Source organism: Streptomyces sp. NPDC001410, assembly GCF_042895235.1.
In the GTDB taxonomy this organism is placed as follows: Bacteria; Actinomycetota; Actinomycetes; order Streptomycetales; family Streptomycetaceae; genus Streptomyces.
Genome location: NZ_JBIAWE010000006.1, coordinates 1 through 22,871, shown reverse-complemented (window position 1 = coordinate 22,871; position 22,871 = coordinate 1). Strand labels below are relative to the sequence as shown.

At 70.0% G+C, this 22,871-nt stretch carries 22 protein-coding genes and 1 riboswitch; of the genes, 5 read left to right on the top strand and 17 right to left on the bottom strand.

Features of this window, described 5'->3' with window-relative positions; genetic code table 11:
- Position 1: 1 nt before the first annotated feature.
- Both ACFY3C_RS13985 and ACFY3C_RS13980 read right to left on the bottom strand, forming a co-directional pair.
- The gene (locus tag ACFY3C_RS13985; protein WP_386574329.1) at positions 2-1,639 is read right to left on the bottom strand and encodes a GMC oxidoreductase; all 1,638 of its coding nucleotides are present in this window, start codon (positions 1,637-1,639) and stop codon (positions 2-4) included.
- 65 nt (positions 1,640-1,704) lie between these two features.
- Positions 1,705-2,847 (bottom strand): glycosyltransferase family 4 protein, encoded by a 1,143-nt coding sequence (locus tag ACFY3C_RS13980; RefSeq protein WP_390770904.1) that lies wholly within the window; start codon positions 2,845-2,847, stop codon positions 1,705-1,707.
- 56 nt (positions 2,848-2,903) lie between these two features.
- Here ACFY3C_RS13980 and ACFY3C_RS13975 point away from each other — a divergent pair, with 56 nt between their 5' ends.
- Positions 2,904-4,175, top strand: a complete 1,272-nt coding sequence (locus ACFY3C_RS13975) for a glycosyltransferase 87 family protein (protein WP_390770903.1) — start codon at positions 2,904-2,906, stop codon at positions 4,173-4,175.
- Here the strand turns inward: ACFY3C_RS13975 and ACFY3C_RS13970 are convergent.
- Entirely contained in the window at positions 4,139-5,458 is a 1,320-nt protein-coding gene (locus ACFY3C_RS13970) for an MATE family efflux transporter (protein ID WP_390770902.1), read from the bottom strand. The two genes, ACFY3C_RS13975 and ACFY3C_RS13970, sit on opposite strands and share 37 nt — an antisense overlap.
- Before the next feature lie 90 nt (positions 5,459-5,548).
- Between ACFY3C_RS13970 and ACFY3C_RS13965 the strand changes: the two genes are divergently transcribed.
- Positions 5,549-6,091 carry a PadR family transcriptional regulator gene (locus ACFY3C_RS13965; protein ID WP_390770901.1) on the top strand — a complete coding sequence of 181 codons (543 nt, stop codon included), beginning with the start codon at positions 5,549-5,551 and terminating at the stop codon, positions 6,089-6,091.
- On the opposite strand, the gene ACFY3C_RS13960 is transcribed toward ACFY3C_RS13965, so the two are convergent.
- The 5 genes from ACFY3C_RS13960 to ACFY3C_RS13940 all read right to left on the bottom strand — a co-directional run bounded on the left by ACFY3C_RS13960 (position 6,079) and on the right by ACFY3C_RS13940 (position 11,415).
- Positions 6,079-7,272, bottom strand: a complete 1,194-nt coding sequence (locus ACFY3C_RS13960; RefSeq protein WP_390770900.1) for a hypothetical protein — start codon at positions 7,270-7,272, stop codon at positions 6,079-6,081. The genes ACFY3C_RS13965 and ACFY3C_RS13960 overlap by 13 nt on opposite strands.
- 29 nt (positions 7,273-7,301) lie before the next feature.
- The gene (locus tag ACFY3C_RS13955; RefSeq protein ID WP_390770899.1) at positions 7,302-8,315 is read right to left on the bottom strand and encodes an NlpC/P60 family protein; all 1,014 of its coding nucleotides are present in this window, start codon (positions 8,313-8,315) and stop codon (positions 7,302-7,304) included.
- Between the two features lie 235 nt (positions 8,316-8,550).
- Entirely contained in the window at positions 8,551-9,582 is a 1,032-nt protein-coding gene (locus ACFY3C_RS13950) for an NlpC/P60 family protein (protein WP_386574337.1), read from the bottom strand.
- Between the two features lie 212 nt (positions 9,583-9,794).
- Positions 9,795-11,138, bottom strand: coding sequence for an NYN domain-containing protein (locus ACFY3C_RS13945; protein WP_390770898.1), 1,344 nt, complete (start codon positions 11,136-11,138; stop codon positions 9,795-9,797).
- Between the two features lie 37 nt (positions 11,139-11,175).
- The gene (locus ACFY3C_RS13940; RefSeq protein ID WP_145875323.1) at positions 11,176-11,415 is read right to left on the bottom strand and encodes a hypothetical protein; all 240 of its coding nucleotides are present in this window, start codon (positions 11,413-11,415) and stop codon (positions 11,176-11,178) included.
- Between the two features lie 153 nt (positions 11,416-11,568).
- Here ACFY3C_RS13940 and ACFY3C_RS13935 point away from each other — a divergent pair, with 153 nt between their 5' ends.
- Positions 11,569-12,312, top strand: coding sequence for a rhomboid family intramembrane serine protease (locus ACFY3C_RS13935; protein ID WP_386574340.1), 744 nt, complete (start codon positions 11,569-11,571; stop codon positions 12,310-12,312).
- Positions 12,309-12,590, top strand: a complete 282-nt coding sequence (locus ACFY3C_RS13930; protein ID WP_386574341.1) for an Lrp/AsnC family transcriptional regulator — start codon at positions 12,309-12,311, stop codon at positions 12,588-12,590. The genes ACFY3C_RS13935 and ACFY3C_RS13930 overlap by 4 nt, the downstream gene beginning before the upstream one ends.
- Before the next feature lie 35 nt (positions 12,591-12,625).
- Here ACFY3C_RS13930 and ACFY3C_RS13925 read toward each other — a convergent pair whose 3' ends face one another.
- The 6 genes from ACFY3C_RS13925 to ACFY3C_RS13900 form a co-directional block, all read right to left on the bottom strand.
- A complete protein-coding gene (locus tag ACFY3C_RS13925) occupies positions 12,626-13,987 on the bottom strand; it encodes an aminotransferase class V-fold PLP-dependent enzyme (protein ID WP_390770897.1) in 1,362 nt (453 codons plus the stop codon).
- A gap of 160 nt (positions 13,988-14,147) precedes the next feature.
- Positions 14,148-14,264, bottom strand: a riboswitch (SAM riboswitch).
- 87 nt (positions 14,265-14,351) lie between these two features.
- Positions 14,352-15,416: an anthranilate phosphoribosyltransferase gene (gene trpD / locus ACFY3C_RS13920; protein WP_386574343.1), complete on the bottom strand. Its 1,065-nt coding sequence runs from the start codon at positions 15,414-15,416 to the stop codon at positions 14,352-14,354.
- 118 nt (positions 15,417-15,534) lie between these two features.
- Positions 15,535-17,166, bottom strand: a complete 1,632-nt coding sequence (locus tag ACFY3C_RS13915) for a cytochrome bc complex cytochrome b subunit (protein WP_386574344.1) — start codon at positions 17,164-17,166, stop codon at positions 15,535-15,537.
- On the bottom strand, positions 17,163-18,221 hold the full coding sequence (locus ACFY3C_RS13910) for a Rieske 2Fe-2S domain-containing protein (RefSeq protein ID WP_386574345.1): 1,059 nt from the start codon (positions 18,219-18,221) through the stop codon (positions 17,163-17,165). Before ACFY3C_RS13910 ends, ACFY3C_RS13915 begins: the two co-directional genes overlap by 4 nt.
- Complete coding sequence (locus tag ACFY3C_RS13905) at positions 18,218-19,030, bottom strand: c-type cytochrome (RefSeq protein ID WP_386574346.1); 813 nt, start codon at positions 19,028-19,030, stop codon at positions 18,218-18,220. Before ACFY3C_RS13905 ends, ACFY3C_RS13910 begins: the two co-directional genes overlap by 4 nt.
- A gap of 62 nt (positions 19,031-19,092) precedes the next feature.
- Complete coding sequence (locus tag ACFY3C_RS13900; RefSeq protein WP_386574347.1) at positions 19,093-19,713, bottom strand: heme-copper oxidase subunit III; 621 nt, start codon at positions 19,711-19,713, stop codon at positions 19,093-19,095.
- A gap of 146 nt (positions 19,714-19,859) precedes the next feature.
- Between ACFY3C_RS13900 and ACFY3C_RS13895 the strand changes: the two genes are divergently transcribed.
- Entirely contained in the window at positions 19,860-20,261 is a 402-nt protein-coding gene (locus tag ACFY3C_RS13895; protein ID WP_386574348.1) for a hypothetical protein, read from the top strand.
- 53 nt (positions 20,262-20,314) lie between these two features.
- Here ACFY3C_RS13895 and ACFY3C_RS13890 read toward each other — a convergent pair whose 3' ends face one another.
- From ACFY3C_RS13890 to ACFY3C_RS13880, 3 genes are all read right to left on the bottom strand, one after another.
- Positions 20,315-21,577 (bottom strand): Ig-like domain-containing protein, encoded by a 1,263-nt coding sequence (locus tag ACFY3C_RS13890; protein WP_390770896.1) that lies wholly within the window; start codon positions 21,575-21,577, stop codon positions 20,315-20,317.
- A gap of 129 nt (positions 21,578-21,706) precedes the next feature.
- Entirely contained in the window at positions 21,707-22,105 is a 399-nt protein-coding gene (locus ACFY3C_RS13885) for a cytochrome c oxidase subunit 4 (RefSeq protein ID WP_386574350.1), read from the bottom strand.
- A partial coding sequence (locus tag ACFY3C_RS13880; RefSeq protein ID WP_390770895.1) for a cbb3-type cytochrome c oxidase subunit I occupies positions 22,102-22,871 on the bottom strand: 770 nt, incomplete at its 5' end. The genes ACFY3C_RS13885 and ACFY3C_RS13880, both read right to left, overlap by 4 nt.

Below are 22,871 nucleotides of genomic sequence, written 5' to 3'. Positions count from 1 at the left end.
GTCATGGCGCGGTGTCCTCGACGAGGACCCGCGCCATCGTGCGTTCGGCGAGCGCGGTGATGGTGACGAAGGGGTTCACACCGATCGAGCCGGGCACGAGCGAGCCGTCGGTGATGTAGAGCCTGGGGTACCCCTTGACCCGGCCGTAGTCGTCGGTCGCCTTCCCGAGGACGCAGCCGCCCAGCGGGTGGTAGGTGAAGTCGTCCGCGAAGATCTTGCTGGTCGAACCGAAGAGGTCGTACCGGTAGATGGTCAGGTTGGCCGCGTTGATCCGGTCGAAGAGCTTCTTGGCCATGGCGACCGACACGGCGCTCTGGGCCGGGCTCCAGCCGAGCTTCACCGTCCCGGACGTGGAGTCGTACGAGAACGAGGCCCGTTCGGGGTTCTTGGTGATCGCCAGGTACAGGCTGATCCAGTGCTCGAACCCCATGGGCAGCGGGGCGATCTCGGCGAAGACCGGGTTGGCGGTGTTGGCCCAGTCGTCGATGCCCATGACGGGCATGGTCGCCTGGTTGGCGCCGACGGTGTCCCACATGTGGTTGGCGCGGCCGAGCATGGTGTTGCCGTTGGTGCCCCAGCCGGCGCCGACGCCGGCGTTCAGCGCGGGCAGGGTGCCCGTCTCCCTTGCCCGGACGAGGAGTTCGGTCGTACCGAGGCTGCCGCCGCCGAGGAACAGGTACGTGCAGCTGTACTGCTTGGTCTCCACGACCTTGCCGGTGGTGTCGATGCGGTCGGCGGTCAGGACGTACGACCCGTCGCTCGCCCTGGTGACCGCCCTGACCTTCTCCAGGGTGTGGAGGGTGACGTTGCCGGTGCCGAGGGCGGCGGCCAGGTAGGTCTTGTCGAGGCTGCGCTTGCCGTAGTTGTTGCCGTAGATGACCTCCCCGGCGAGCGCCGACTTCGTGGCCGTACCGGCGGCCTCGCGCTGCATGTAGCCGAAGTCGTAGACGTTCGGCACGAAGGTGGTCTTCAGGCCTGCGTTGGCGGCGGCCTTCCGGGAGGTGCGGGTGAACTGGTACCACTCCGTGGACTCGAACCAGGCCGGGTCGATGGTGTTGACGCCGAGCATGGAGCGGGCGCGCGGGAAGTAGGTGCCGTACATCTCCTCGGCGTCCACGGTCGGGAACTGCTCGGCGAAGTAGGACTTCAGCGGGGTGACCGCCATCCCGCCGTTGACCAGGGAGCCGCCGCCGACGCCCCGGCCGACGTACACGGACATGTTGTCGTAGTGCACGCGGTCGAGGGCTCCGGGGTAGGGGCTGATGTCCTTGTTGACGAGGTCCAGCCACAGGAAGGTGGCCAGCGGGGCCTCCGTGCGGGTGCGGAACCACATGGAGCGCTGGTCGGGTGCGCTGGTGGAGCAGAACACCTTGCCGTCGCTGCCGGCGGTGTTCCACAGGCGGCCCATCTCCAGGACGAGGGTGCGGATGCCGGCCTGGCCGAGGCGGAGGGCGGCCACGGCGCCGCCGTAGCCCGAACCGACGACGATGGCCGGGGAGTTGTCGACGGCGGCCGGTTCGGCTGCCTGCGCGGACTGAAGACCGATGCGGGTGAGACCTGCCGTGGCGGCGGTCTGGAGGGCGATCACGCCCAGGATGTGACGTCGACTCAGCTGACGCTGCATCAGTTTTGCTGTCATGTCGCGCAGCATGTGCGGATTTTCCCGTTCCGCCTAGAGCGGGGACGAGTTTTTGAAGACGGCTTTTAGAGCAGCTCCTTGAGCTTCTCCGCCAGCAGGTCCCAGCGCCACTTCTCCTCGACCCACTGGCGGCCCCGCTTGCCCATTCGGTCGCGGAGTTCCGCGTCTGCGAGGAGGGCGATGATGCGCTCCGCGGCCTCGGCGGGCTCGCCGCCGCGGACGACCCAGCCCGTCTCGCCGTCGAGGACGGCGTCGGGGGCGCCGCCCGAGTCGCCGGCCACGACCGGCAGGCCGGTGGCGGAGGCCTCCAGGTAGACGATGCCGAGGCCTTCGACGTCCAGGCCGCCGCGGCGGGTGCGGCAGGGCATGGCGAAGACGTCGCCGGCGCCGTAGTGCGCGGGCAGCTCGGACCAGGGCACCGCGCCGGTGAAGCGGACCGAGGCCTCGACGCCGGTCTCCCGGGCCAGTCGGCGCAGGTCCTGCTCGTAGGGGCCGCCGCCGACGACGAGCAGCACGGCGTCCGGCTCGGCGGCGAGGATCCGGGGCATGGCCTGGATCAAGGTGTCCTGGCCCTTGCGCGGCACCAACCGGGAGACGCACACGACCACCGGCCGGTCGGTGAGCCCGAGCCGCGCCCGGACCTCGTCGCCGCCCGAGCCGGGGTGGAAGGTCTTCTCGTCGACGCCGGGGGGCAGCTGCACCATCCGCCGGGCCGCGTCCGGGGTCAGCGCGGTCGCTATCCGGGAGCGGGTGTACTCGCCGAGGTAGGTGATCGTGTCCGTGGAGTCCCCGATCCGGCGCAGCAGCTGCCGGGCGGCGGGCAGCTGGGCCCAGCCGGCCTCGTGCCCGTGGGTGGTGGCCACCAGCCGCTCGGCGCCGGCCCTGCGCAGCGCGGGCGCCATCAGGCCGAGCGGCGCGGCCGCCCCGAACCAGACCGAGGTGCAGCCGTGCTCCCGCAGCAGCGAGACGGCTCGCCGGGTCGCGCCGGGCGTGGGCAGCAGCATGGTCGTACGGTCACGTACGACGGTGAAGGGCTGCTCGGCGTCGAAGGCGGCCGTGGCCTCGACGCCCTCGCGACCGCGCTTCCAGGTGGAGGCGTACACGACCAGCCGTCCAGGCTCCAGCCGGAGGGCCATGTTGTGCAGGAAGGCCTGGATGCCGCCCGGCCGGGGCGGAAAGTCGTTGGTCACGATCAGCGTCTTGTGCATCGTCGCCGACCCTACCGGGCGCGCTTCGTGGCACACGCACAGGTCGGCAGGGAATCATGGGGCCGGACCGGGTCGGTGTACGAACAGTCGGCGTACGAACAGGGGTGCGGGTGAGCGGGAAGATAGCGGGACTGCTGGCGACCTGGTGCGCCACCCGGCTGGTGCTACTGCTCTTCGTCTTCGGGGTCTACGTCTTCCCGGGCCCCGACGTGACCACCGACGTGTCGGTGATCTACCAGGGCTGGTACGAGGTGCTGCGCCAAGGAACGTTTCCGCTGGCCGACGTGACCTGGCAGTACCCGCCCGCCGCCGCGCTCGCGATCCTCTCCCCCGCGGCCCTGCCGTTCCTGAGCTACCCGCACGCCTTCTTCGTACTGGTGTGCCTGGCCGACCTGGCCGTGCTGGCCCTGCTGCTGCACGCGGGCCGGCGGCCCGGCCGCTCGCTGCGCGGGGTGTGGACCTGGGTGGTGGGCGTGCCCCTGCTCGGCCCGACGGTGTACGCCCGCTACGACCTGATGGTGACCGCGGTGGCCGTGGCGGCCCTGCTCGCGGGGATCCGGCGTCCCCGGGTGATGGGCGCGCTGGTGGGTTTCGGGGCGCTGCTGAAGGTGTGGCCGGCGCTGCTGCTGGTCGGCGCCACCCGGCTACGGGCGTGGGCGTCGGCCGCGGTGACCGCGTGCGGTGTCGCGACGGCGTTCGCGGTGTCCATGCCGGGCGCCTTCGCCTTCCTCACCTTCCAGCGGGACCGGGGCACGGAGGTGGAGTCGCTGGGCAGCCTGGTCTTCCATGTGGCCCGGCACCACGGCTGGCAGGGGCAGGTGCTGCTGAACTACGGGTCGATCGAGTTCGTCGGCCCGTACGTCGGGCTGGTCAGCAACGTCGCGATGGCGCTGAGCGGGGCGGCGATCGGCTGGCTGGTGCTGTGGCGGCGGCGGGCGTCCCGGTTCGACGCGCACACACTCGCGGACGCGGCCCTGACGGCGGTGCTGCTGTTCACGGTCACCAGCCGGGTGATCAGCCCGCAGTACCTGGTGTGGCTGATCGGCCTGGCCGCCGTGTGCCTGTGCTTCCGGGCGAGCCGCATGGGCGCCCCCGCCCTGATGGTCCTCACCGCGACCTTGCTGACGGTCCTCGAGTTCCCGATCGGCTTCGTGCACGTGGTCGTCAGCGACACGTACGGCATCACGCTGCTCGTCCTGCGCAACGGCCTGCTCGTCGTCGCCACGCTCATGGCGGCCCGTCGGCTGTGGCGCTCCACGGTCCCCGCGGCCACCGAGACCCCACCGGCCCCTCAGCCGGCTCCCGCGAAGGAGACCTCGGCCTCCTGACGGCGGGCCCGCCGGAACAGCACCGCCACCGCCCCGCACTGCACGGCCATCGCGAGCGCCAGGGCCAGGCCGACGCCGGGCAGGCCGAGCCCGGAGAGGGCGTACGCCAGGGGCACCTGGAAGGCGGTGCCGAGCAGGGTGGCCCGGAGCAGCTCCGGAGCTGCTCCGCTGCCCTCGAAGACCCCGCCGAGCGCGATGAAGCAGGCCATCAGCAGCAGGTAGGGGCCGATGCAGCGCAGGAACAGCACACCCTGGTGGGCGACCTCGGGTCCGGCGCCGAAGGCGGCCATGATCCAGGGGGCGGTGACGGCGAACAGGGCGGCGGCGCCCAGGCCGAGACCCCCGGACACGAGCATCGCCTGCCGGCCTATGTCCCGGCGCGCGTCCTGGCCCGCGCCCCGGGTGTGCGCGGTGTGGATGGCGGCGGCCTGCCGTACCGAGTAGAAAGCCATGGTGGCGACGTACATGACCTTGTACGCGATCGAGTAGGCGGCCACCGCCGTCACGCCGAGCCGCGCCACGATCGCCACCAGCACCAGGGCCCCGCCCTGCCGCACGGTGAAGTCGGCGGACATGGGCAGGCCGGTGGTGAGGGTGCGGCGCAGGGCGGCGGGGACCGGCTCGACGGCAGGGGTGCCGGCCGCCGTCCGCAGCAGCGCGTTGCGGCCGAGCGCGCGCAGTCCCGCCGCGAGGGCCACGCAGCGACACAGCACGGTCGAGGCCGCGGCGCCCCGGACACCGTAGAGATGGATCAGGACCGGGTCGCAGAGCAGGATCAGCCCGTTGGACAGCAGGGCGAGCCGCATCGGGGTACGCGTGTCGCCGGCGCCCTTGAGAATGCCGTCGACCAGTTGCTGGGCGAAGAAGACGGCCATGCCCGGCAGGGAGATCGCGAAGTAGGCGGTCGCGAGGCGCAGGGCCGCCGAGTCGCCGCCGCCGAGGACCAGGCGGGCCAGTGGCTCGCGCGACAGGAACCCGCCCACCACGACCACCGGGGTCACCAGAGCGCACAGCGCCCGGCCGCCGTGCACCGCGGCCCGCAGGGCGGCGGGATCGCGAGCTCCCCTGGCGTGCGCGACGAGGACGGTCGTACCGGAGGCGAAGACCAGAGCGATGCCGAGCAGCACGTTCTCGGTGTTGGTCGCGACGGCGACGGCGGCCACGGCGGCGCCGCCGAGCCGGGAGACCCAGACCGTGTTGATGATCCCGGAGGCGACCGAGGCGAGGAGCGAGAGGTAGACGGGGTGGGCGAGCAAGACGAGTTGCCTGCGGTGCGCGTTCACAAGGAGCCCCCTCTTATCGAGCTACCTCGTTTAGAGGTAGCTCGATAAGAGCTAGCATGGGTCCCACGCCCGCTGCAAGGAGGATTTCGCGTGCTGGAGCTGTCGATCCTGGGGTTCCTCGCCGAGGAACCCCTGCACGGCTACGAGCTGAAGGAGCGCATCAAGGCGCTGAGCGGGCATGTCCGGCCGGTCAGCGACGGCGCCCTCTACCCGGCCATCAACCGGCTGGTCGCGGCGGGCAAGCTCGACCAGCGCACCGAGGAGGGCGCGAGCGCCGCCCCGCGCCGGGTGCTGTCCCTGACCGGGAAGGGCCGCGCGGACCTGCTGGAGCGGCTGCGCACCCCCAAGCAGGCCGAGATCACCGACCAGATCCGCTTCAACACCGTCCTCGCCTTCCTGCGGCACCTGGACGACCCGGCGGAGCAGGCCGCGGTGCTGCGCCGCCGCCTGGACTTCCTGGAGGCCCCGGCGAGCTTCTTCTACCGGGACGGGGAGCCGGTGCGCGCGGAGGAGGCGGGCGACCTGTTCCGGCAGGGCATGCTGCGGGTCGCCCGGGCCACCGGCACGGCCGAGCGGGAGTGGCTGCGCGAGGCGATCGAGGTGCTGGGGCAGGCCCCAGGTCAGCGCAGCTGAGCGCGCACGTACTGCCGCCACTCGGCGGTGAACGCCTTGGGCGTGGTCCCGAGCACCTTCTTCAGCGCCTCCTCGACCGCGCCCGCCCGCGTCCGGTGGGCGCCGACGGCCCGGTAGAAGGCGCCGAGCCGGTCCTCGCCCCAGCGGTCGGCGATCATCCGGCAGGCGAGCCAGCCGCTCTCGTAGGACTGCGCGAGGCGGGCGGGGTCGGTGCTGAAGCCGAAGTACTTGTCGGCGGGGAGGCTCGCGGGCACCTTGCCGTCCTGGACCGCGCGGGCCAGTTCCGGTGCGGCCTCGGTGGGTGTGCGGCCGGTGCCGAGGTAGCCGATCCAGTCGGCGTACCCCTCGGAGAGCCACAGCGGGGTGGCGGCGTCGGTGTGCGCGCGGGTGGCCACATGGGTGGTCTCGTGGGTGAGCACGACCTGCTTGCCGACGCTGCCCAGCATCGCGTACGCCTCCGGGTTGACGACCACCCGGTCCGCGGGCGCCCTGCCCGCGCCACCCACCTCGCCGGTGGTGACGGCGGCGATGCCCCGGTAGCCGGCGGCGGGCGAGCCGAGCAGCCCCGCCATGCCCTCCAGCGTGCGCGGGACGAGGACGACGACCCGGCGGGTCCAGTCCGTGCCCCACTCGTGGGAGACGGCCGGGACCGCGCGGTCGGCGAGCCGGGCGTAGGCGCGCAGGTCGCCGGCGCTCTGACCGGCCCCGAGGACCAGGCTGTGCGCGCCCTTCACGGCGGTCACCCTGCCCTGGTCCCACACCTGCTCCCCGGCCTTCCGCGCGGGCTTGTCGGCGGTGACGTACCACTTGCCCTCGGCGGTGCGGCTGAGCGCGAGGGTGCGGCGGACGCTCACCGGGGCCCGGTCGTAGCCGGCGATCCGGTAGCGCAGCTCGGCGTCGGCGGTGGCGCCCGGGCCGTCACCGTGCACGGCGGTCACCCGGTAGGCCCAGGCGGCCAGCGGGAGCGCGCGCAGGCGGACGAACCCGGTCCGGGTGCCCGTCTTGCCGTACGCCGTCTCGTCGTGCCCGAGCAGGGCCGCGGAGCGCCGGTCGAGCACCTGCTGCACCTCGGCCGTGGCCGGGTCGGTCGCCATCCGGCCGCCGCATCCGGCGAGGGGCGCCGCGAGCAGCAGACAGAACCCCGCCGCCGCGGCGCGCCACACCCTTCTACGACCAGCCATTTCCCGATCGTACGGTGCGCGGCGGGAGGTCAGGGACGGGTGACCGAGGAGACGGGCATCATGCCGACCGGGTCGTAGCGCACCGGCGCGCCCGGGTAGGGGGCGTGGATGACCTGGCCGTTGCCGACGTACATCGCCACATGGCTGGCGTCGGAGCGGTAGACGACCAGGTCGCCGGGGCGCGCCTGGGAGAGCGGGATCTGCCGGCCGGCGTACCGCTGCTCCTGGGAGGTGCGCGGCAGGTGGATGCCGGCATGCCCGTACGACCACTGCATCAGGCCCGAGCAGTCGAAGCCGGAGGGGCCGGTCGCGCCCCACACGTAGGGGCGGCCGAGGGCGGAGCGGGCGGCGGCGACGGCGGCCGCCGCGCGGGCGTCGGGGGCGACGGCGCCGGACAGGTCGACGCGGTCGGAGCCGTCGGAGCGGGAGGCCCGGTCGTAGGCGGCGCGTTCGGCGGCGGGCAGGGAGTTGATCAGCTGCTGGGCCCTGGCGAGCTTCTTCTCCACGGTCCGCTTGTGCGTGGCGACCGCCCTGCGGCTCTGCTCCAGCGCGGCGAGCTTCCCGGCGGCCTCGGCGCGCTCCTGGGCCAGTTCGCGCATCGCCGCGCTCAACTCGCGCAGCCGGCCCGCCTGCTGGGCGCCGATGCGGTCGAGGGTGGCCGCCTTGTCCAGGTAGTCGTCGGGGTCGTCGGAGAAGAGCAGGGCGACGGCCGGGTCGATGCCGCCGGCGCGGTACTGGGCGCCGGCCAGCGAACCGAGCCGCTCGCGCATGGTGTTGATGCGCTGCTGCTGCCGGGCGATGTGGTCCTGGGCGTCCCGGACCTTCCGGCGCAGCACGTCGGCCCGCTCGTCGGCCTTGTCGTAGGCCTGGGTCGCCCTCTCGGCCTCCTCGTAGAGGCGGTCCACCTCGGCACGGGTGTCCCCGTGCGGCGCTGCTTGGGCGGGTACGGCGCCGAGCGTGGCGGCCGCGGCCGACAACACGCACAGGGCGACGCCGGCGCCCCGGTTGAACCCGGACAGTGCAAGGCGGCGATGGGACCCCACGGCAGTCCTTCTGCTGGCGGACAGAGACAGCTTCCCCGGCGCCGGGGACGGGGAGGCCCCTGCGCCGGGGAATCGCGGCAGACAGTAGCCGTGCGGAAGGACCGCGCCGAACGGCGTCGAGCGGCGCACACATGCGACGCCCCGCCCTGACGCAGGTCATGGGCGGGGCGTGGAGTCAGTCTCGGTTCATCGGATTCGCCCGTTCGGGCGCCACCGAGTCAGCGTCGCGAAGTTGTCAGACCCGGACGCCGAACTGGAACGGCATGTTGCCGATGGCCTCGTAGCGGACCACGGCGCCGGTGTGCGGGGCGTGCAGCACCTGGCCGTTGCCGGCGTAGAGGCCGACGTGGTGCAGGTCGCTGTAGAAGAACACCAGGTCGCCGACCTGGAGCTGGCTCTGCGTGAGGCGGGTGCCGATGCCTGCCTGGGCCTCGGAGGTGCGCGGGATGGAGACGCCGGCCTGCGCGTAGGCGTAGGAGGTCAGACCCGAGCAGTCGAAGGAGGACGGGCCGGTGGCGCCGTAGACGTAGGGCTTGCCGATCTGGGCCTGGGCGGCCTGGAAGGCGGCGGCGGCACGACCGGAGGCGGAGCTGTCGTTGCCGAGGTCCACCCGCTCGGTGGAGGAGCGGTTGGCGCGCGCCTGCTCGGCGGCGAGCGCGGCCTTCTCCTTGGCGGTCAGGGTGTTGAGCAGCTTCTGCGCCTCGGCGAGCTTGCCCTGGACTTCCTTCTTCTTGTTGCCCAGCTCGGTGCGGGTGGCGGCGAGGTCCTTGAGCTTGTCGGTGGCCTCGGCCCGCTCCTGGGCGAGTTCGCGCTGTTTGTCCTGAATCTTCTTCAGGGCCTCGACCTGCTGGCTGCTCAACTGGTCGAGCGTGGAGGCCTTGTCGAGGAAGTCGTCCGGGTTGGAGGACAGAAAGAGCTGGACCGAGGAATCTATGCCACCGGAGCGGTACTGGGCGGTCGCCAGCGAACCCAGGCCGTCGCGGAGCTTGTTCAGCTCCTGCTGGCCGCGGGCCACGTTGTCCTGGATGGTGGAGATTTCCTTCTGCAGCTTCTGCTGCTTCTCCTTGGCCCCGTTGTACTTCTCGGTGGCCTGCTCCGCCTGCTCGTAGAGCTTGTCGACCTTCGCCTTGACCTCGTTCTTGCCGAGCTTCTCGCTCGGGGCGGCATTGGCGGCGTTCGCGCTGAGCGCGACGGCAGCGGCGGCTGCGGTGGTCAGCACGGTGACACGCGTGCGACTCGGCTGCTTGGGTCGACGATGGGACGCCACGGAGGACGAACTCCTTCTTGTGAGTGATCACCCGTTCGGAGGTTCGAGCCCAGACCCTAGTGACCCAGCTGTGATCAGTTCAAATCCTCGCAGCAAAAAACCCTGTGACGCAATGCATTCTTTGCACATAACTCACGTGCAGTGAGGCGTGATTGACCCTACGTGGCGTGAGAGTCAGGCCAATTCGGGCATTGTGTATGCGCGTTGGACCTTCAGGACAGTCGCTTCAGAAGTACCGCAGAGGCGACGGGACGGGCACCGGCCCTGGCGACCCCGTCGGCCACCTCCCGGTCGGTCGAGGCGACGATGACCGGACGGCCCGGCGGCTCCGCGCGCACCAGCTGGCGGATCAGCTCGTCGGCCGTGACGCCCGGCCTGGAGAACAGCACCCGCACTCCGCGCGGCGGCGCGAGCAGCACCGGCGCGGCCAGTTCGGCGCCATCGAAGACACAGGTCACCTCGGCGCCGGTCTGCGCGGCGAGCGCCGAGAGCTGCCCCAGGAGCCGCAGCCGCTGCTTCTCCAGCGGCATCTGCGGATAACCGGTCTTGGTGACGTTGTAGCCGTCGACGACCAGATGCGCCTGCGGCAGCGCGAGCAGCTGGTCCAGGATCGCCGGGTCGTTCTCGGACAGGGCCCGGGCCGCGATGTCCTTCGGGGTCATACGTCCCGGTTCGACCGCGTCCACGGTCTCGGCCGGGCGCACGGAGACCGGAGGCAGCGCGAGTTCGCGCCGCAGCCCCTGGGTGGCGTCCAGCAGGGTGTCGAGCAGCAGCCGTACCCGCATGTCCTCGACGCTGCGCCCCTCGCGGGCCGCCCGGCGGGTGGCCTCCAGCGCGGCCTCGGCCTCGCCCAGGCGGGCCTTGAGCCGACGGGACTCGCTCTCGGCGACCGACAGCTGTGCCTGCCCCTCGGCGCGTACGGCCTCGATCTCGCCCTGGACCTTGCGCAGCGCGGCCTCGCCGCGCTTGACGTCGCTGAGCGCGGCACGGAGCTTGCGGTGCAGCGACTCCGCTTCCTTCTTCGCCGACTCCAGTTCGGTGCGCAGCCGTTCGGTCTCGGTCCGGGTCTGCGTCCGGGCCTCGGCCAGCTCCTCGCGCAGCCGCTCCAGCTCGGCCCGGCTCTCCTCGTCGGCCCGCTCGGCGTCCGCGCGCTGGGCCTCCTCGCCGGCCGCGGTGACCAGCTTCACCCAGCCCGCCGGGCGCAGTACATAGGCCGCGGCCGCCACGTCGAGCGGGTCCGCGGCCGGGGGCGGCGAGCCGGAGTCGAGGGCGCCGGACAGCTCCGGCTGTGCCTCTCTGAACTTCTCTCCGATCCGCTGCCTGAAAAGCGGATCGGTCTCCAGCGCGGCCGCCATCGCGTTCCCGGCGAACTTGGCCCGCCGGTTCGGGGCGAACCGGGCGTACTGCCGCAATTGGGCGGGCAGTTCCGCGACGGTCAGGCCGCCGAACCCGTCCGAGACGATCTGCACGACCCGTCGGCGCACGCCGTCGGGCAGCGGACGGTCAAGCACCTCAGCGGTGCCGTCGCCCGGCCCCCCGCCTGCGGTCTCCACCATCCGTCACACCCCAATACCTGTACGGGGCCCGCTCCGCTCAGGAGCCGGCGCCCGGCCTGTCCACGAGTTCCACCTGGTCCACCGCGTTGCACCAGCGGCAGCGGACCGAGTCGATGGTCTCACTGACCACCTCGCGTTCCTCGACCGTCGGCTCACCGGCGAGGTCGAGGTGGACGTACTCGACGACCTTCGACGAGCGGGTCACATCGAAGCGGGTGAGGTTGCCGCAGAGGGTGCAGCGCCATCGCGTCGTGGCGGTCGGCAGGGGAACCGTCATCGTGACTGTTCGCTTCCTTCTCGGGTCGGTCCGCGCCGCTCCTCGACGCGTGTGGCTCGTAACCCTACGGCCTGGCGGGTACTCACCGCCCGTCCGTCCGCGGCGGCGAGGCGGTCTGTCAGGTTGCGTCCCCTTACGTCATGCTCTGTAGTCATGATCAACGCCTGGAGCACGACGGCCGGCCGCACACTCAGGGCGCTCCGGGACACCCCCGCGCCGATGACGCACGCCCTCATCGCCGTGTGCTCCCTGATCTTCGTCCTCGGACCGGCCTCCGGGCTCACTCCGGCGTACGGCTCCGCGGACGCGCTGCCGGCCGCGCAGCGCGCGTACTTCCGGCACTGGGGGGTGGTCCCGGCGAACCTGTTCGAGGAGCCCGTCCGGGAGGCCCTGACCCCGGTCACCGCGCTGTTCGTGCACGGCAGCTGGGTGCATCTGCTCGGCAACATGCTCTTCCTCTTCGTCTTCGGGATGATGACCGAGGAACGAATGGGCCGGGTGGAGTTCACCCTCTTCTACGTCTGCTGCGGCTACCTGGCCCTGCTGGGCTACGCGGCCGCCAACGCCACCTCCGAGCAGTCGCTGGTGGGCGCGTCCGGGGCGATCTCGGCGGTTCTCGGCGCGTTCCTCTATCTGTTTCCCCGCGCCCGTGTCACCAGTCTGCTCCCGTTCCTGTTCTTCCTGCCGATGCGCTTCCCGGCCTGGGTGGTGCTGCCCTTCTGGGCGGCGCTGCAGTGGCTGGCGGCGGGGCGCTCCGGCGAGGGGCCCGGGGTGGCCTACCTGGCGCACCTGGTCGGCTTCGGGGTGGGGTTCGGGTACGCATGGGTCCGATACCGACGTACCACTAGAGTGAAGTGCGCACCGGCTCCGGCACCCGAGGGAGAGAACCCGTCGTGATCACCGCGATCGTCCTGATCAAGACCAGCGTGGACCGGATCCCCGAGATCGCGGAGCAGATCGCTTCGCTGGATTCGGTGAGCGAGGTCTTCTCCGTCACCGGTACGTACGACCTGATCGCCATGGTGCGGGTGCGGCAGCACGAGGATCTGGCCGACGTGATCCCGGGGCGGATCAGCAAGATCCCCGGGGTCGAGGCCACGGACACGCACGTCGCCTTCCGTACGTACTCGCAGCACGACCTCGAGGCGGCCTTCTCGATCGGGTTGGACAACTGATCGGCTGAAGACCGCCCCACCAGGCGTTCAGAGACTCACACCGCCGGGACGCAGCGGCCTTCCTCCGTGCGGTACGTCCACTTCGCACCCTCGGTCACCAGTTCCTTCACCGCCGTGACGAAGCGCTCCACGTGCTCGTCGGGGGTGCCCGCGCCGAAGCTCACGCGGATCGCGTTCAGCGACTTCTCGCCCGGCGTGGCCTCGGGGGCTCCGCACTCGCCCTGGGCCTGGGGGTCGGAGCCGAGGAGGGTGCGGACCAGGGGGTGGGCGCAGAACAGGCCGTCGCGGACGCCGATGCCGTACTCGGCGGAGAGGGCGGCGGCGAAGTGGGAGCTGTTCCAGCCGTCCACGACGAAGCTGATCACGCCGACGCGCGGGGCGTCGTCCCCGAAGAGGGAGAGGACCCGGACCTCGGGCACCTCGGCCAGGCCGGCCCGCACCTTCGCGATCAGGTGCTGTTCGCGGGCGACCAGCGTGTCGAAGCCGGCCTCCGTCAGGGCCTTGCAGGCGGAGGCGATGGAGTAGGCGCCGATGACGTTCGGGGAGCCGGCCTCGTGGCGGGCGGCGCTCTCGTGCCACTCCACGGCCACTCCCCCGTCCTCGCGCCGGGTCACCTTGCGGCTGGCGCCGCCGCCCGCGAGGTACGGCTCGGCCGCGACCAGCCAGTCGGCGCGGCCGGCCAGGACACCGGAGCCGAAGGGGGCGTACAGCTTGTGGCCGGAGAAGGCGACCCAGTCGACGTCGAGGTCCTGGACCGACACGGGGTGGTGCGGGGCCAGCTGGGCGGCGTCCAGGACGATCCGGGCACCGTGCGCGTGGGCCGCGGCGGCCAGCTCGCGCACCGGCCACAGCTCGCCGGTGACGTTGGAGGCACCGGTGACGCAGACCAGGGCCGGGCCGTGAGGGTCGCGGTCGGCGAGGGCCCGCTCCAGGGTCTCGACGGCCTGCCGCGGGGTGCGCGGGGCGTTGAGGTAGGTGACGCGGGCGTCCTGCCAGGGCAGCAGGGAGGCGTGGTGCTCGGTCTCGAAGACGAAGACCTGGCAGTCGGCGGGCAGCGCGGCGGCGAGGAGGTTCAGGGAGTCCGTGGTCGAGCGGGTGAAGACCACCTGGTCGGCCGCGCGGCAGTCGAGGAACTCGGCGACCGTCCTGCGGGCGTTCTCGAACAGGTCGGTGGAGAGTTGGGAAAGGTAGCCGGCGCCGCGGTGGACGCTGCCGTAGTACGGCGCGTAGGCCGCCACATCGTCCCAGACGCGCTGCAGGGCGGGGGCGCTGGCCGCGTAGTCGAGCGCGGCGTAGGTGACTTCGCCGCCGGTCACGAGCGGGACGGTGACATCACGGCCCAGGACAGACAAAGGGGCACAAACGGACTGGTCGGCGGCAGCGGTGAAGACGGACATGGCGAGCTCCTGTGCGAGGCAAGGCGGAACCACACGTGAGCGCGTACGGCTCGAACGTGGGGAAGGTGAAAGGGGTACGCGGAGGCGGGGCTCTACGCCCTATCGCATTCGCTTGCTCACAGAAGGCTCCCTCGACGACCAGGACCCCTGGTGTGCGAGGGGTCCGCGCTTGCCGCAGACCTCACTGCCTGCGGCCCGGTCTTCACCCGGGGCACCCCGCCACGGACGGAGGGTTGCCGGACAGTCGGCCGGGGCCTCATGACTGTCACTCATGACCTGTTCAGGAACGTAGCCGAGCTGATCGCCGCCGCGCAACTTCTGTCCGGATCCCGGGACACCCGCTACGACGGCGATCAGCCACCCGCTACTTGTTGCTGGCCGCCACCCACCGCTCCAGCGTCCGCTTCGCCTCGCCCGAGTCGATCGACACGGCAGCCTTGGCCATGCCGGCGCGGAGCTGCTCGGCCAGGGGGGCCTCGGTCGGGTCGAGGGCCACCAGCGCGGCCGCCGAGTTCAGCAGGACCGCGTCCCGGACCGGGCCCTGCTCGCCGTCCAGCAGGCGGCGGGCGACCTCCGCGTTGTACGACGCGTCGGCGCCGCGCAGGGCCTCCACGGGGACGAGGTCGATGCCGACGTCCCGTGGGTCGAAGCTCTCCTCCGTGACCTTGCCGTCCCGGACCACCCACACCCGGGAGGTGGACGTGGTCGTCAGCTCGTCCAGCCCGTCGTCGCCCCGGAAGACCAGGGCGGAGTTGCCGCGCTCGGCGAGGACCCCGGCCACGATCGGCGCCATCCGGGGGTCGGCGACACCGACCGCCTGGGCGCGCACCCTGGCCGGGTTGGTGAGCGGGCCGAGCACGTTGAAGGTCGTACGGATCCCCAACTGGCCGCGCGCCGCGGCGGCATGACGCAGCGCCGGGTGGAACTTCACCGCGAAGCAGATGGTGATGCCGGCCTCTTCGGCGACCTCGGCGACCCGCTTCGGGGTCAGGTTCAGGTTGATCCCGAGCTTCTCCAGGACGTCGGAGGACCCGGAGGCGGAGGACGCGGCGCGGTTGCCGTGCTTGACGACCTTCGCTCCGGTGCCGGCGACGACGATCGACGACATCGTGGAGATGTTCACCGTCTTGGCGCCGTCACCGCCGGTGCCGACGATGTCGACGGCCGGCCCGGGTACCTCGATCACGTTGGCGTGCTCGTACATGGTCCGCACGAGTCCGGTGATCTCCTCCACCGTCTCGCCCTTGGACCGCAGGGCCACCAGGAACCCGGCGATCTGCGCGTCGGTCGCCTCGCCGCTCATGATCAGGTCCATCGCCCAGGCCGTGTCGTCGGCGGACAGGTCCCGGCCGTCCAGCAGCCCGTTCAGCAGGGCGGGCCAGGAACGGCCCGCCGCGGTGTCGCCTCCAGCGGGGGTCACAGCGCTCATAGCCGCTCCTGGGTGTCTAGAAGAACAGTGTGGTCCCACCCTATCCAGCCCGGGACACGGCGAAGGGCCCCGTCCGTAACACGGACGGGGCCCTCGGCGTGGCGTGGCGACGCGGGGATCAGTGGTGGCCGTGGCCGCTCGTGATCTCCTTGTACTCCTCGACAGTCGGCTTCGGGATCTGGTTGTCCTCGCCGTAGTAGGCGTTGCTGAGCTTGGCGCGCAGCTTCTCGGACTTCTTCACCTTGCGCTCGACACCGTTCTCGTCGACCGTCGGGCCGATCTCGGCCGGCTCGTACTGGTGGTGGGCCGTGAGGGTGTGCAGCTGCTCCTGGCTGAGCGGCTCGTGCACCTCGATGAACTCACCGTGCGGCAGGCGCTTGATGATGCCGGTCTCGCGACCGTGCAGCACCTTGTCGCGGTCGCGGCGCTGCAGGCCGAGGCAGATCCGCTTGGTGAGGATGAACGCGATGACCGGTCCGGCGAAGAAGGAGATCCGGACGAACCAGGTCACGGCGTTGATCGACAGGCTGAAGTGGGTGGCGATGAGGTCGTTGCCACCACCGACCAGGCCGACCATGTACACGGTGACCCAGGCGACACCGAACGCGGTACGGGTCGGGGCGTTGCGCGGGCGGTCCAGGATGTGGTGCTCGCTCTTGTCGCCGGTGACCCAGGACTCGATGAACGGGTAGACCGCGATCGCCGCCAGGACGAGGCCGAAGAGCACCAGCGGGATGAACACGCCCAGGACGAGCGTGTGACCCCAGAAGTTGATCTCCCAGCCCGGCATGTAGCGGACCAGACCCTCGGCGAAGCCCATGTACCAGTCGGGCTGGGCGCCGGTGGACACCTGGTCGGGGCGGTAGGGGCCCATGGCCCAGATCGGGTTGATCTGGGTCACCGCGGCGATGGCCGCGATCACACCGAAGACCAGGAAGAAGAAGCCTCCGGCCTTGGCCATGTACACCGGCAGCAGCGGCATGCCGACGACGTTCTTGTTCGTCTTTCCGGGACCCGCGAACTGCGTGTGCTTGTGGTAGAAGACCAGGATCAGGTGGCCCACCATCAGGCCGAGCATGATGCCCGGCAGCAGCAGGATGTGGATCGAGTAGAACCGGGCGACGAAGTCGTGACCGGGGAACTCGCCGCCGAAGAGGAAGAACGAGATGTAGGTGCCGACGATCGGCATCGACAGGATCGCGCCCTCGGTGAAGCGGACACCGGTGCCGGAGAGCAGGTCGTCCGGGAGCGAGTAACCGGTGAAGCCGGTGAACATGCCCAGGACGAAGAGCAGGAAGCCGAACAGCCAGTTGATCTCACGCGGCTTGCGGAACGCGCCGGTGAAGAACACGCGCATCATGTGCACGAACATGCCGGCGAGGAAGATCAGCGCGGCCCAGTGGTGGATCTGCCGGATGAGCAGACCACCGCGCACGTCGAAGGAGATGTGCAGGGTCGAGTTGAACGCCTCGGACATCAGCTGTCCCTGGAGCGGGACGTAGCTGCCGTGGTACTCCACCTCGTTCATCGACGGGTGGAAGAACAGCGTCAGGTAGACACCGGTCAGGATGATGATGAGGAAGCTGTACATGCAGACTTCGCCCAACATGAACGACCAGTGGTCGGGGAAGATCTTGCGCATGTTGGACTTGGCCAGGGAGTAGATCCCGAGCCGTCCGTCGGCCCAGTCGGCGACGCGCTCGCCGGCCGGCGCCTTGCCGCGTCGCTCGTTGTTCTCGTTGGTGCTCATCCGCGCTCCCAGAATGCAGGACCGACGGGCTCTTCGAAGTCGCCGAGCGCCTCGAGGTAACCCTCGTCGTTCACGCCGATGCGGAGCTGCGGCAGGGCGTGACCGGCGGGGCCGAAGATCACTCGGGCACCGTCGGAGAGGTCGAAGGTGGACTGGTGGCACGGGCACAGCACGTGGTGCGTCTGCTGCTCGTACAGGGAGATCGGGCAACCCACGTGGGTGCAGATCTTCGAGAACGCGACGATGCCCTCGTGCGACCACTCGAGCTCGCGCTTGTCCTTGATGTTGTCCGGCTGCAGCCGGATGATCATCAGGGCCGCCTTGGCGATCTCGTTCTGGAAGTCCTCCTGTGCCTCCTCCAGGCCCTCGGGCTTGGCGAAGGTCAGCGAACCGACGGCGACGTCCTCGGGACGCAGCGGCTGGTTCGTGTTCATGTTGACGAGCAGCTTGCCCTTGGCCCACAGCGTGTGGCGCAGCGAGGTGCCGGGCAGCGGGCCGAGGTCGCGCAGCAGCATGACGCCGGAGAGCGGCACCATGGCCAGCGCGCCGAACATCGTGTTGCGGATCAGCTTGCGGCGGCCGAGCGCGGACTCCTTGGCACCCTGCTTGAAGTCCGCGTGGACCTGCGCACGGACCTCGGGAGAGGCGGCGATCGCGTGCCGGTCGTCGGCGACCTCGACGTCGGACATCAGGGTGCGGGCCCAGTGGACCGCACCCGCGCCGATGCAGAACAGCGCCGTACCAAGGGTCAGGCCGAGCGCGAAGTTCAGCGCGCTGATGTGACCCAGCGGGAAGACGAAGATCGCCTTGTCCTGCGGGATCGCCACGTACGCGGCGATGAAGCCGACGGTGGCCAGCATCGACACCGTGAACAGCAGGGCGACGACGCGCTCGGACCGCTTGGCGGCCCGCTCGTCGATGTCCTGGATCCGGTGCTCGTGGGGCGGCAGCCCCGGGTCCGCGAACGGGTTCTTCTCGTCCGCGACGCTCACGACGCCGTGCGCGTGCTCCTGCTCAGCGGGCAGGTTCTCTTCTGGAATGTCTTGGCTACTCATGACTTCTTGGCCTTTGCGGTCCGAGCGGCGACCCAGACGGCTACCGCGATCAGCGCACCGAGGCCGAAGACCCATGCGAACAGGCCCTCAGTGACCGGACCGAGGCCACCCAGCTCCATGCCGCCCGGCTGCTCCGTCTCGCTGCTGTTGATCGCGTGCAGGTACGCGATGATGTCCTTCTTGTTCTTCTCCGACATCGTGGTGTCGGGGAAGGACGGCATGTTCTGCGGGCCCGTCTGCATGGCCTCGTACATGTGCTTCGGGTCGACGCCCGACAGGTCCGGGGCGAACTTGCCCTCGGTGAGGGCACCACCCTTGCCGGTGAAGTTGTGGCACTGCGCGCAGTTGGTGCGGAACAGCTCGCCACCCTTGGCGATGTCCGCACCCTCCGGGCCGTACTGCTCCTTCGTCGGCACCTCGGGACCGGCGCCCAGCGAGGCGATGTACGCCGCGAGCTGGTCGATCTCGGCCTGGGTGTAGATGTTCTTCTTCTTTACGACCTGCGGGCCCTGCGAGGTGGCGGCCGGCATACGGCCGGTCGCGACCTGGAAGTCGACCGCGGCAGCGCCCACGCCGATCAGGCTCGGGCCGTCGGAGGAGCCCTGTCCACCGGTGCCGTGGCAGCTGGCGCAGCCGACCTGGTAGAGCCTCTTGCCCTCCTTGATGGTCAGGGACTGGGAGGTTTCATCGGCCTGCGCCTTGCTCGCGGGCGCGAACGCGGCGTACAGCCCCCCAGTGGCCGCCAGCGCGAAGAGTAGGACGACGACCGCCGCCAGCGGATGGCGTCGTCGTGCGGAGAGCTTTTTCACGGATTACCCCGGTGTCAGGATCTTCTGCGTCGATGCTTCTGGATGTGCGGGAGCGGTCCCGGCTACTTGATCAGGTAGATCGTGGCGAAAAGGCCGATCCAGACCACATCGACGAAGTGCCAGTAGTAGGACACGACGATGGCCGCGGTCGCCTGCTCGTGGGTGAACCTCTTGGCCATGTAGGTGCGGCCCAGGACAAACAGGAAGGCGATGAGACCGCCCGTCACGTGCATGCCGTGGAAACCGGTGGTCAGGTAGAACACCGAGCCGTACGGGCCGGAGGACAGGGAGATCCCGTCCTTCTTCACCAGCTCGGTGTACTCGTAGATCTGACCGCCGATGAAGATCGCACCCATGATGAAGGTGAGGATGAACCAGCCACGGAGCTTCTTCACGTCCCCGCGCTCGGCAGCGAACACGCCGAGCTGGCAGGTGAGCGAGGAGAGCACCAGGATCGTGGTGTTCGTCGCGGAGAAGGGCACGTTGAGCGCGTGTGCCTGCTCCGTCCAGTACGCCGGTCCGGTCACCGACCGGAGGGTGAAGTACATCGCGAAGAGGGCCGCGAAGAACATCAGCTCGGAACTCAGCCAGATGATGGTTCCGACGCTGGTGAGGTTCGGTCGATTGACCGACGGGTGCGCGTGCCCGGTTTCTACTGTCGTTGCTGTCGCCACGACCGACATTATGTCGGTCGCTTATCCCGCCCTCACTCCGGGGGGTGCCGTTCGGAGTGTTGCTGCCCGCCGAACCGGTGTTGACGTGGTGTTCATGGGAGTAACATCCGCCCCGAACGGCCCTGTCCGTACGACGCTGACGTCTCGGAGGAAGCATGCAGCCGACCGCTACGGTGCTGGTGTACAGCGACGACTCCAACACACGGGAACAGGTGCGGTTGGCCTCCGGCCGCAGGCCGGCTCCCGACGTGCCCCAGGTCGAGTTCGTGGAGTGTGCGACTCCTGAGGCGGTGCTGCGGGAGCTGGCCAAGGGCGGCATCGACGTGTGCGTGCTCGACGGTGAGGCCGTGCCCATGGGGGGCATGGGGGTGTGCCGGCAGATCAAGGACGAGGTGTTCAACTGCCCGCCTGTGCTGCTGTTGATGGGGCGGCCTCAGGATGCGTGGCTCGCTACGTGGAGTCGGGCCGATGCGGCGGTCACCTTGCCGGTGGATCCGGTGGAGTTCGCGGCCGCCCTGGCCGGTCTGCTCCGTCAGAAGCGGTTGCTGAGCGCCTAGCGGGGTGGGGGCGCGAGGTCGTGCATCGACACAGCCCCGCGCCCCTTGGGTTCTCACACGGCCGTTGGCTGTAGGCGCAACGCATCCTGGGGAGCAGGGCCGTCCGGGGTGCCGTTGATGAGGGCGCTGCCTGTGCGCCACTTCTTCCAGTCGACGTTCCAGTCCCCGAAGCCGTTGCCGAAGGGCTCCATCGGGTTGCCGTTGGAGTTGACGACCTTGACGATGTCGCCCTCGTGGATGTTGCCGAAGAACCACTCGGCGTTCGATGTGCTCATGCCGGTGCAGCCGTGACTGACGTTCTCGTAGCCCTGGGAGCCCACTGACCAGGGCGCGGCGTGCACGTACTCCCCCGACCAGGTGACCCGGGTGGCGTAGTAGACCGGCAGGTCGTACGAGTCGGAGGTGCCCTCGGCGATGCCGACCGTGGTGCCGCGCATCCGTACGAAGTACTGCTTGGCCAGTACGACCTTGACCCCGTTGCGGGTCTCGAAGCCGGGCTTGCCGGTGGTGACCGGGATCGACTGGACCTCCTGGCCGTTCTTGTAGTACGTCAGCTGGTGCGCCGCGGCGTCCGTGACGGCCTCGATCCGGTCACCGGTGGTGATCTTCAGCGCCTTGGACTTGCCGCCCCAGAGACGGTCGCTGATCTTCACGCCGTCGAGGTTGCTGTGCACCTGGATGGTGGCGTGCGTGGGCCAGTACTCCTTGGGGCGGTAGTGGAGTTCCTTGTCGCTCACCCAGTACCAGGAGCCCTGGACGGCCGGGGTGGAGTCCACCCTGAGAGCGCGCTCCACGACGGCACGCTGCGCCTTGTCCTTGACCTCGTGGTCGAGTTGGGCGGTGATGGGCTGTCCGACGCCGTACTGGCCCGAGTCCGGCCCGAACGTGACGTTCAGGTTCTTGGTGGTCGAGGGCTTGCTGGTGTCGAAGCGGAGGACCTTGCGGCCGGGCGCGCCGTCCTCGTCCTCCGTGCTCACCGCGACCGTGTAGTGGGCGTTGGCGGCCAGCGGGGAGGTGCTGTGCCAACGGCTGCCGTCGGCGGCGAGTTCGCCCGCCACGAAGCGCCCTGTGGCGTCGTAGGCGGTGACGTCCGTGATCCGGCCGTCGTCGGTGCTGGTGGTGATCTCCAGGGGCTTGTCCGGGTCGGCCTGCTTGCCTGCGCCGGTGGGGCCGTTGAAGGAGATCTGGTCCGCTGCGTCGTACGGCTTGGCCGACAGGGGGTTGCCGTCCGAACCGCAGCCGGTGACGCCCGCGCCGAGGGCGGCCACCAGCAGGGTGCAGCTGACGACGGTGCGGGTACGCGGAGTGTGGTTCATATGATCACGCTATGAGATGAAAGCACCATTTGCGCGCCACGTACCTCGTACGAGGGACAGGCCTGCGGCAAAAGCAGGAGCCCGGACCCTCCTGACGGAGTGTCCGGGCTCCCGGTGCGCTACTGCGTGCTACTGGGTGCGGTTCTCACCGTGGTAGTACTCGAACACCCAGCCGAACAGGCCGACCAGGATGAACGGTGCGCCGAAGTACAGCAGCCACCAGCCGACCGCGACACCGAGGAAGGCCAGCGCACCACCGAAGGCGAGCGAGAGCGGCTGCCAGCTGTGCGGGCTGAAGAAGCCCAGCTCGCCCGCGTCGTCCGCGACGTCGGCCTCCTTGTCGTCCTGCGCACCCGCGTCGACCCGCCGGGCGGTGAAGCCCAGGTAGAAGCCGGTCATGATGAGCAGGCCGAAGGCCAGGAAGAGCGCCGTGGTACCGGCCGGCTCCTTCGACCACACGCCGTACACGACGGCCATGATCAGGAGGAAGAAGCTCAGCCAGATGAACATCCGACCCTGGATCTTCACTTGCCGGCCTCCTTGCTGCCCGCGATGGCGCTGCCGTGACCGGCGTACTCGAGCTGCTCGAGCGCGGCGATCTCGGGGTGGTGCAGGTCGAACGCCGGGGATTCGCTGCGGATCCGCGGCAGGGTGAGGAAGTTGTGCCGCGGCGGCGGGCAGGACGTCGCCCATTCGAGCGAACGGCCGTAGCCCCACGGGTCGTCCACGCCGACCGGCTTGCCGTACTTGGCCGTCTTCCACACGTTGTAGATGAACGGCAGGATCGACAGGCCGAGCAGGAACGAGCTGATGGTCGAGATCGTGTTCAGGGTGGTGAACCCGTCGGCCGCCAGGTAGTCGGCGTAACGACGCGGCATGCCCTCGGCACCCAGCCAGTGCTGGACCAGGAAGGTGCCGTGGAAGCCGATGAACAGCGTCCAGAAGGTGATCTTGCCGAGGCGCTCGTCCAGCATCTTGCCCGTCATCTTCGGCCACCAGTAGTGGAAGCCGGAGAACATGGCGAAGACGACCGTACCGAAGACCACGTAGTGGAAGTGGGCCACCACGAAGTACGAGTCGGAGACGTGGAAGTCCATCGGGGGCGAGGCCAGGATGACACCGGTCAGACCACCGAACGTGAAGGTGATCAGGAAGCCGGTGGCCCAGAGCATCGGTGTCTCGAAGGACAACGAGCCCTTCCACATCGTTCCGATCCAGTTGAAGAACTTCACACCGGTCGGTACGGCGATCAGGAACGTCATGAAGGAGAAGAACGGCAGCAGCACACCGCCGG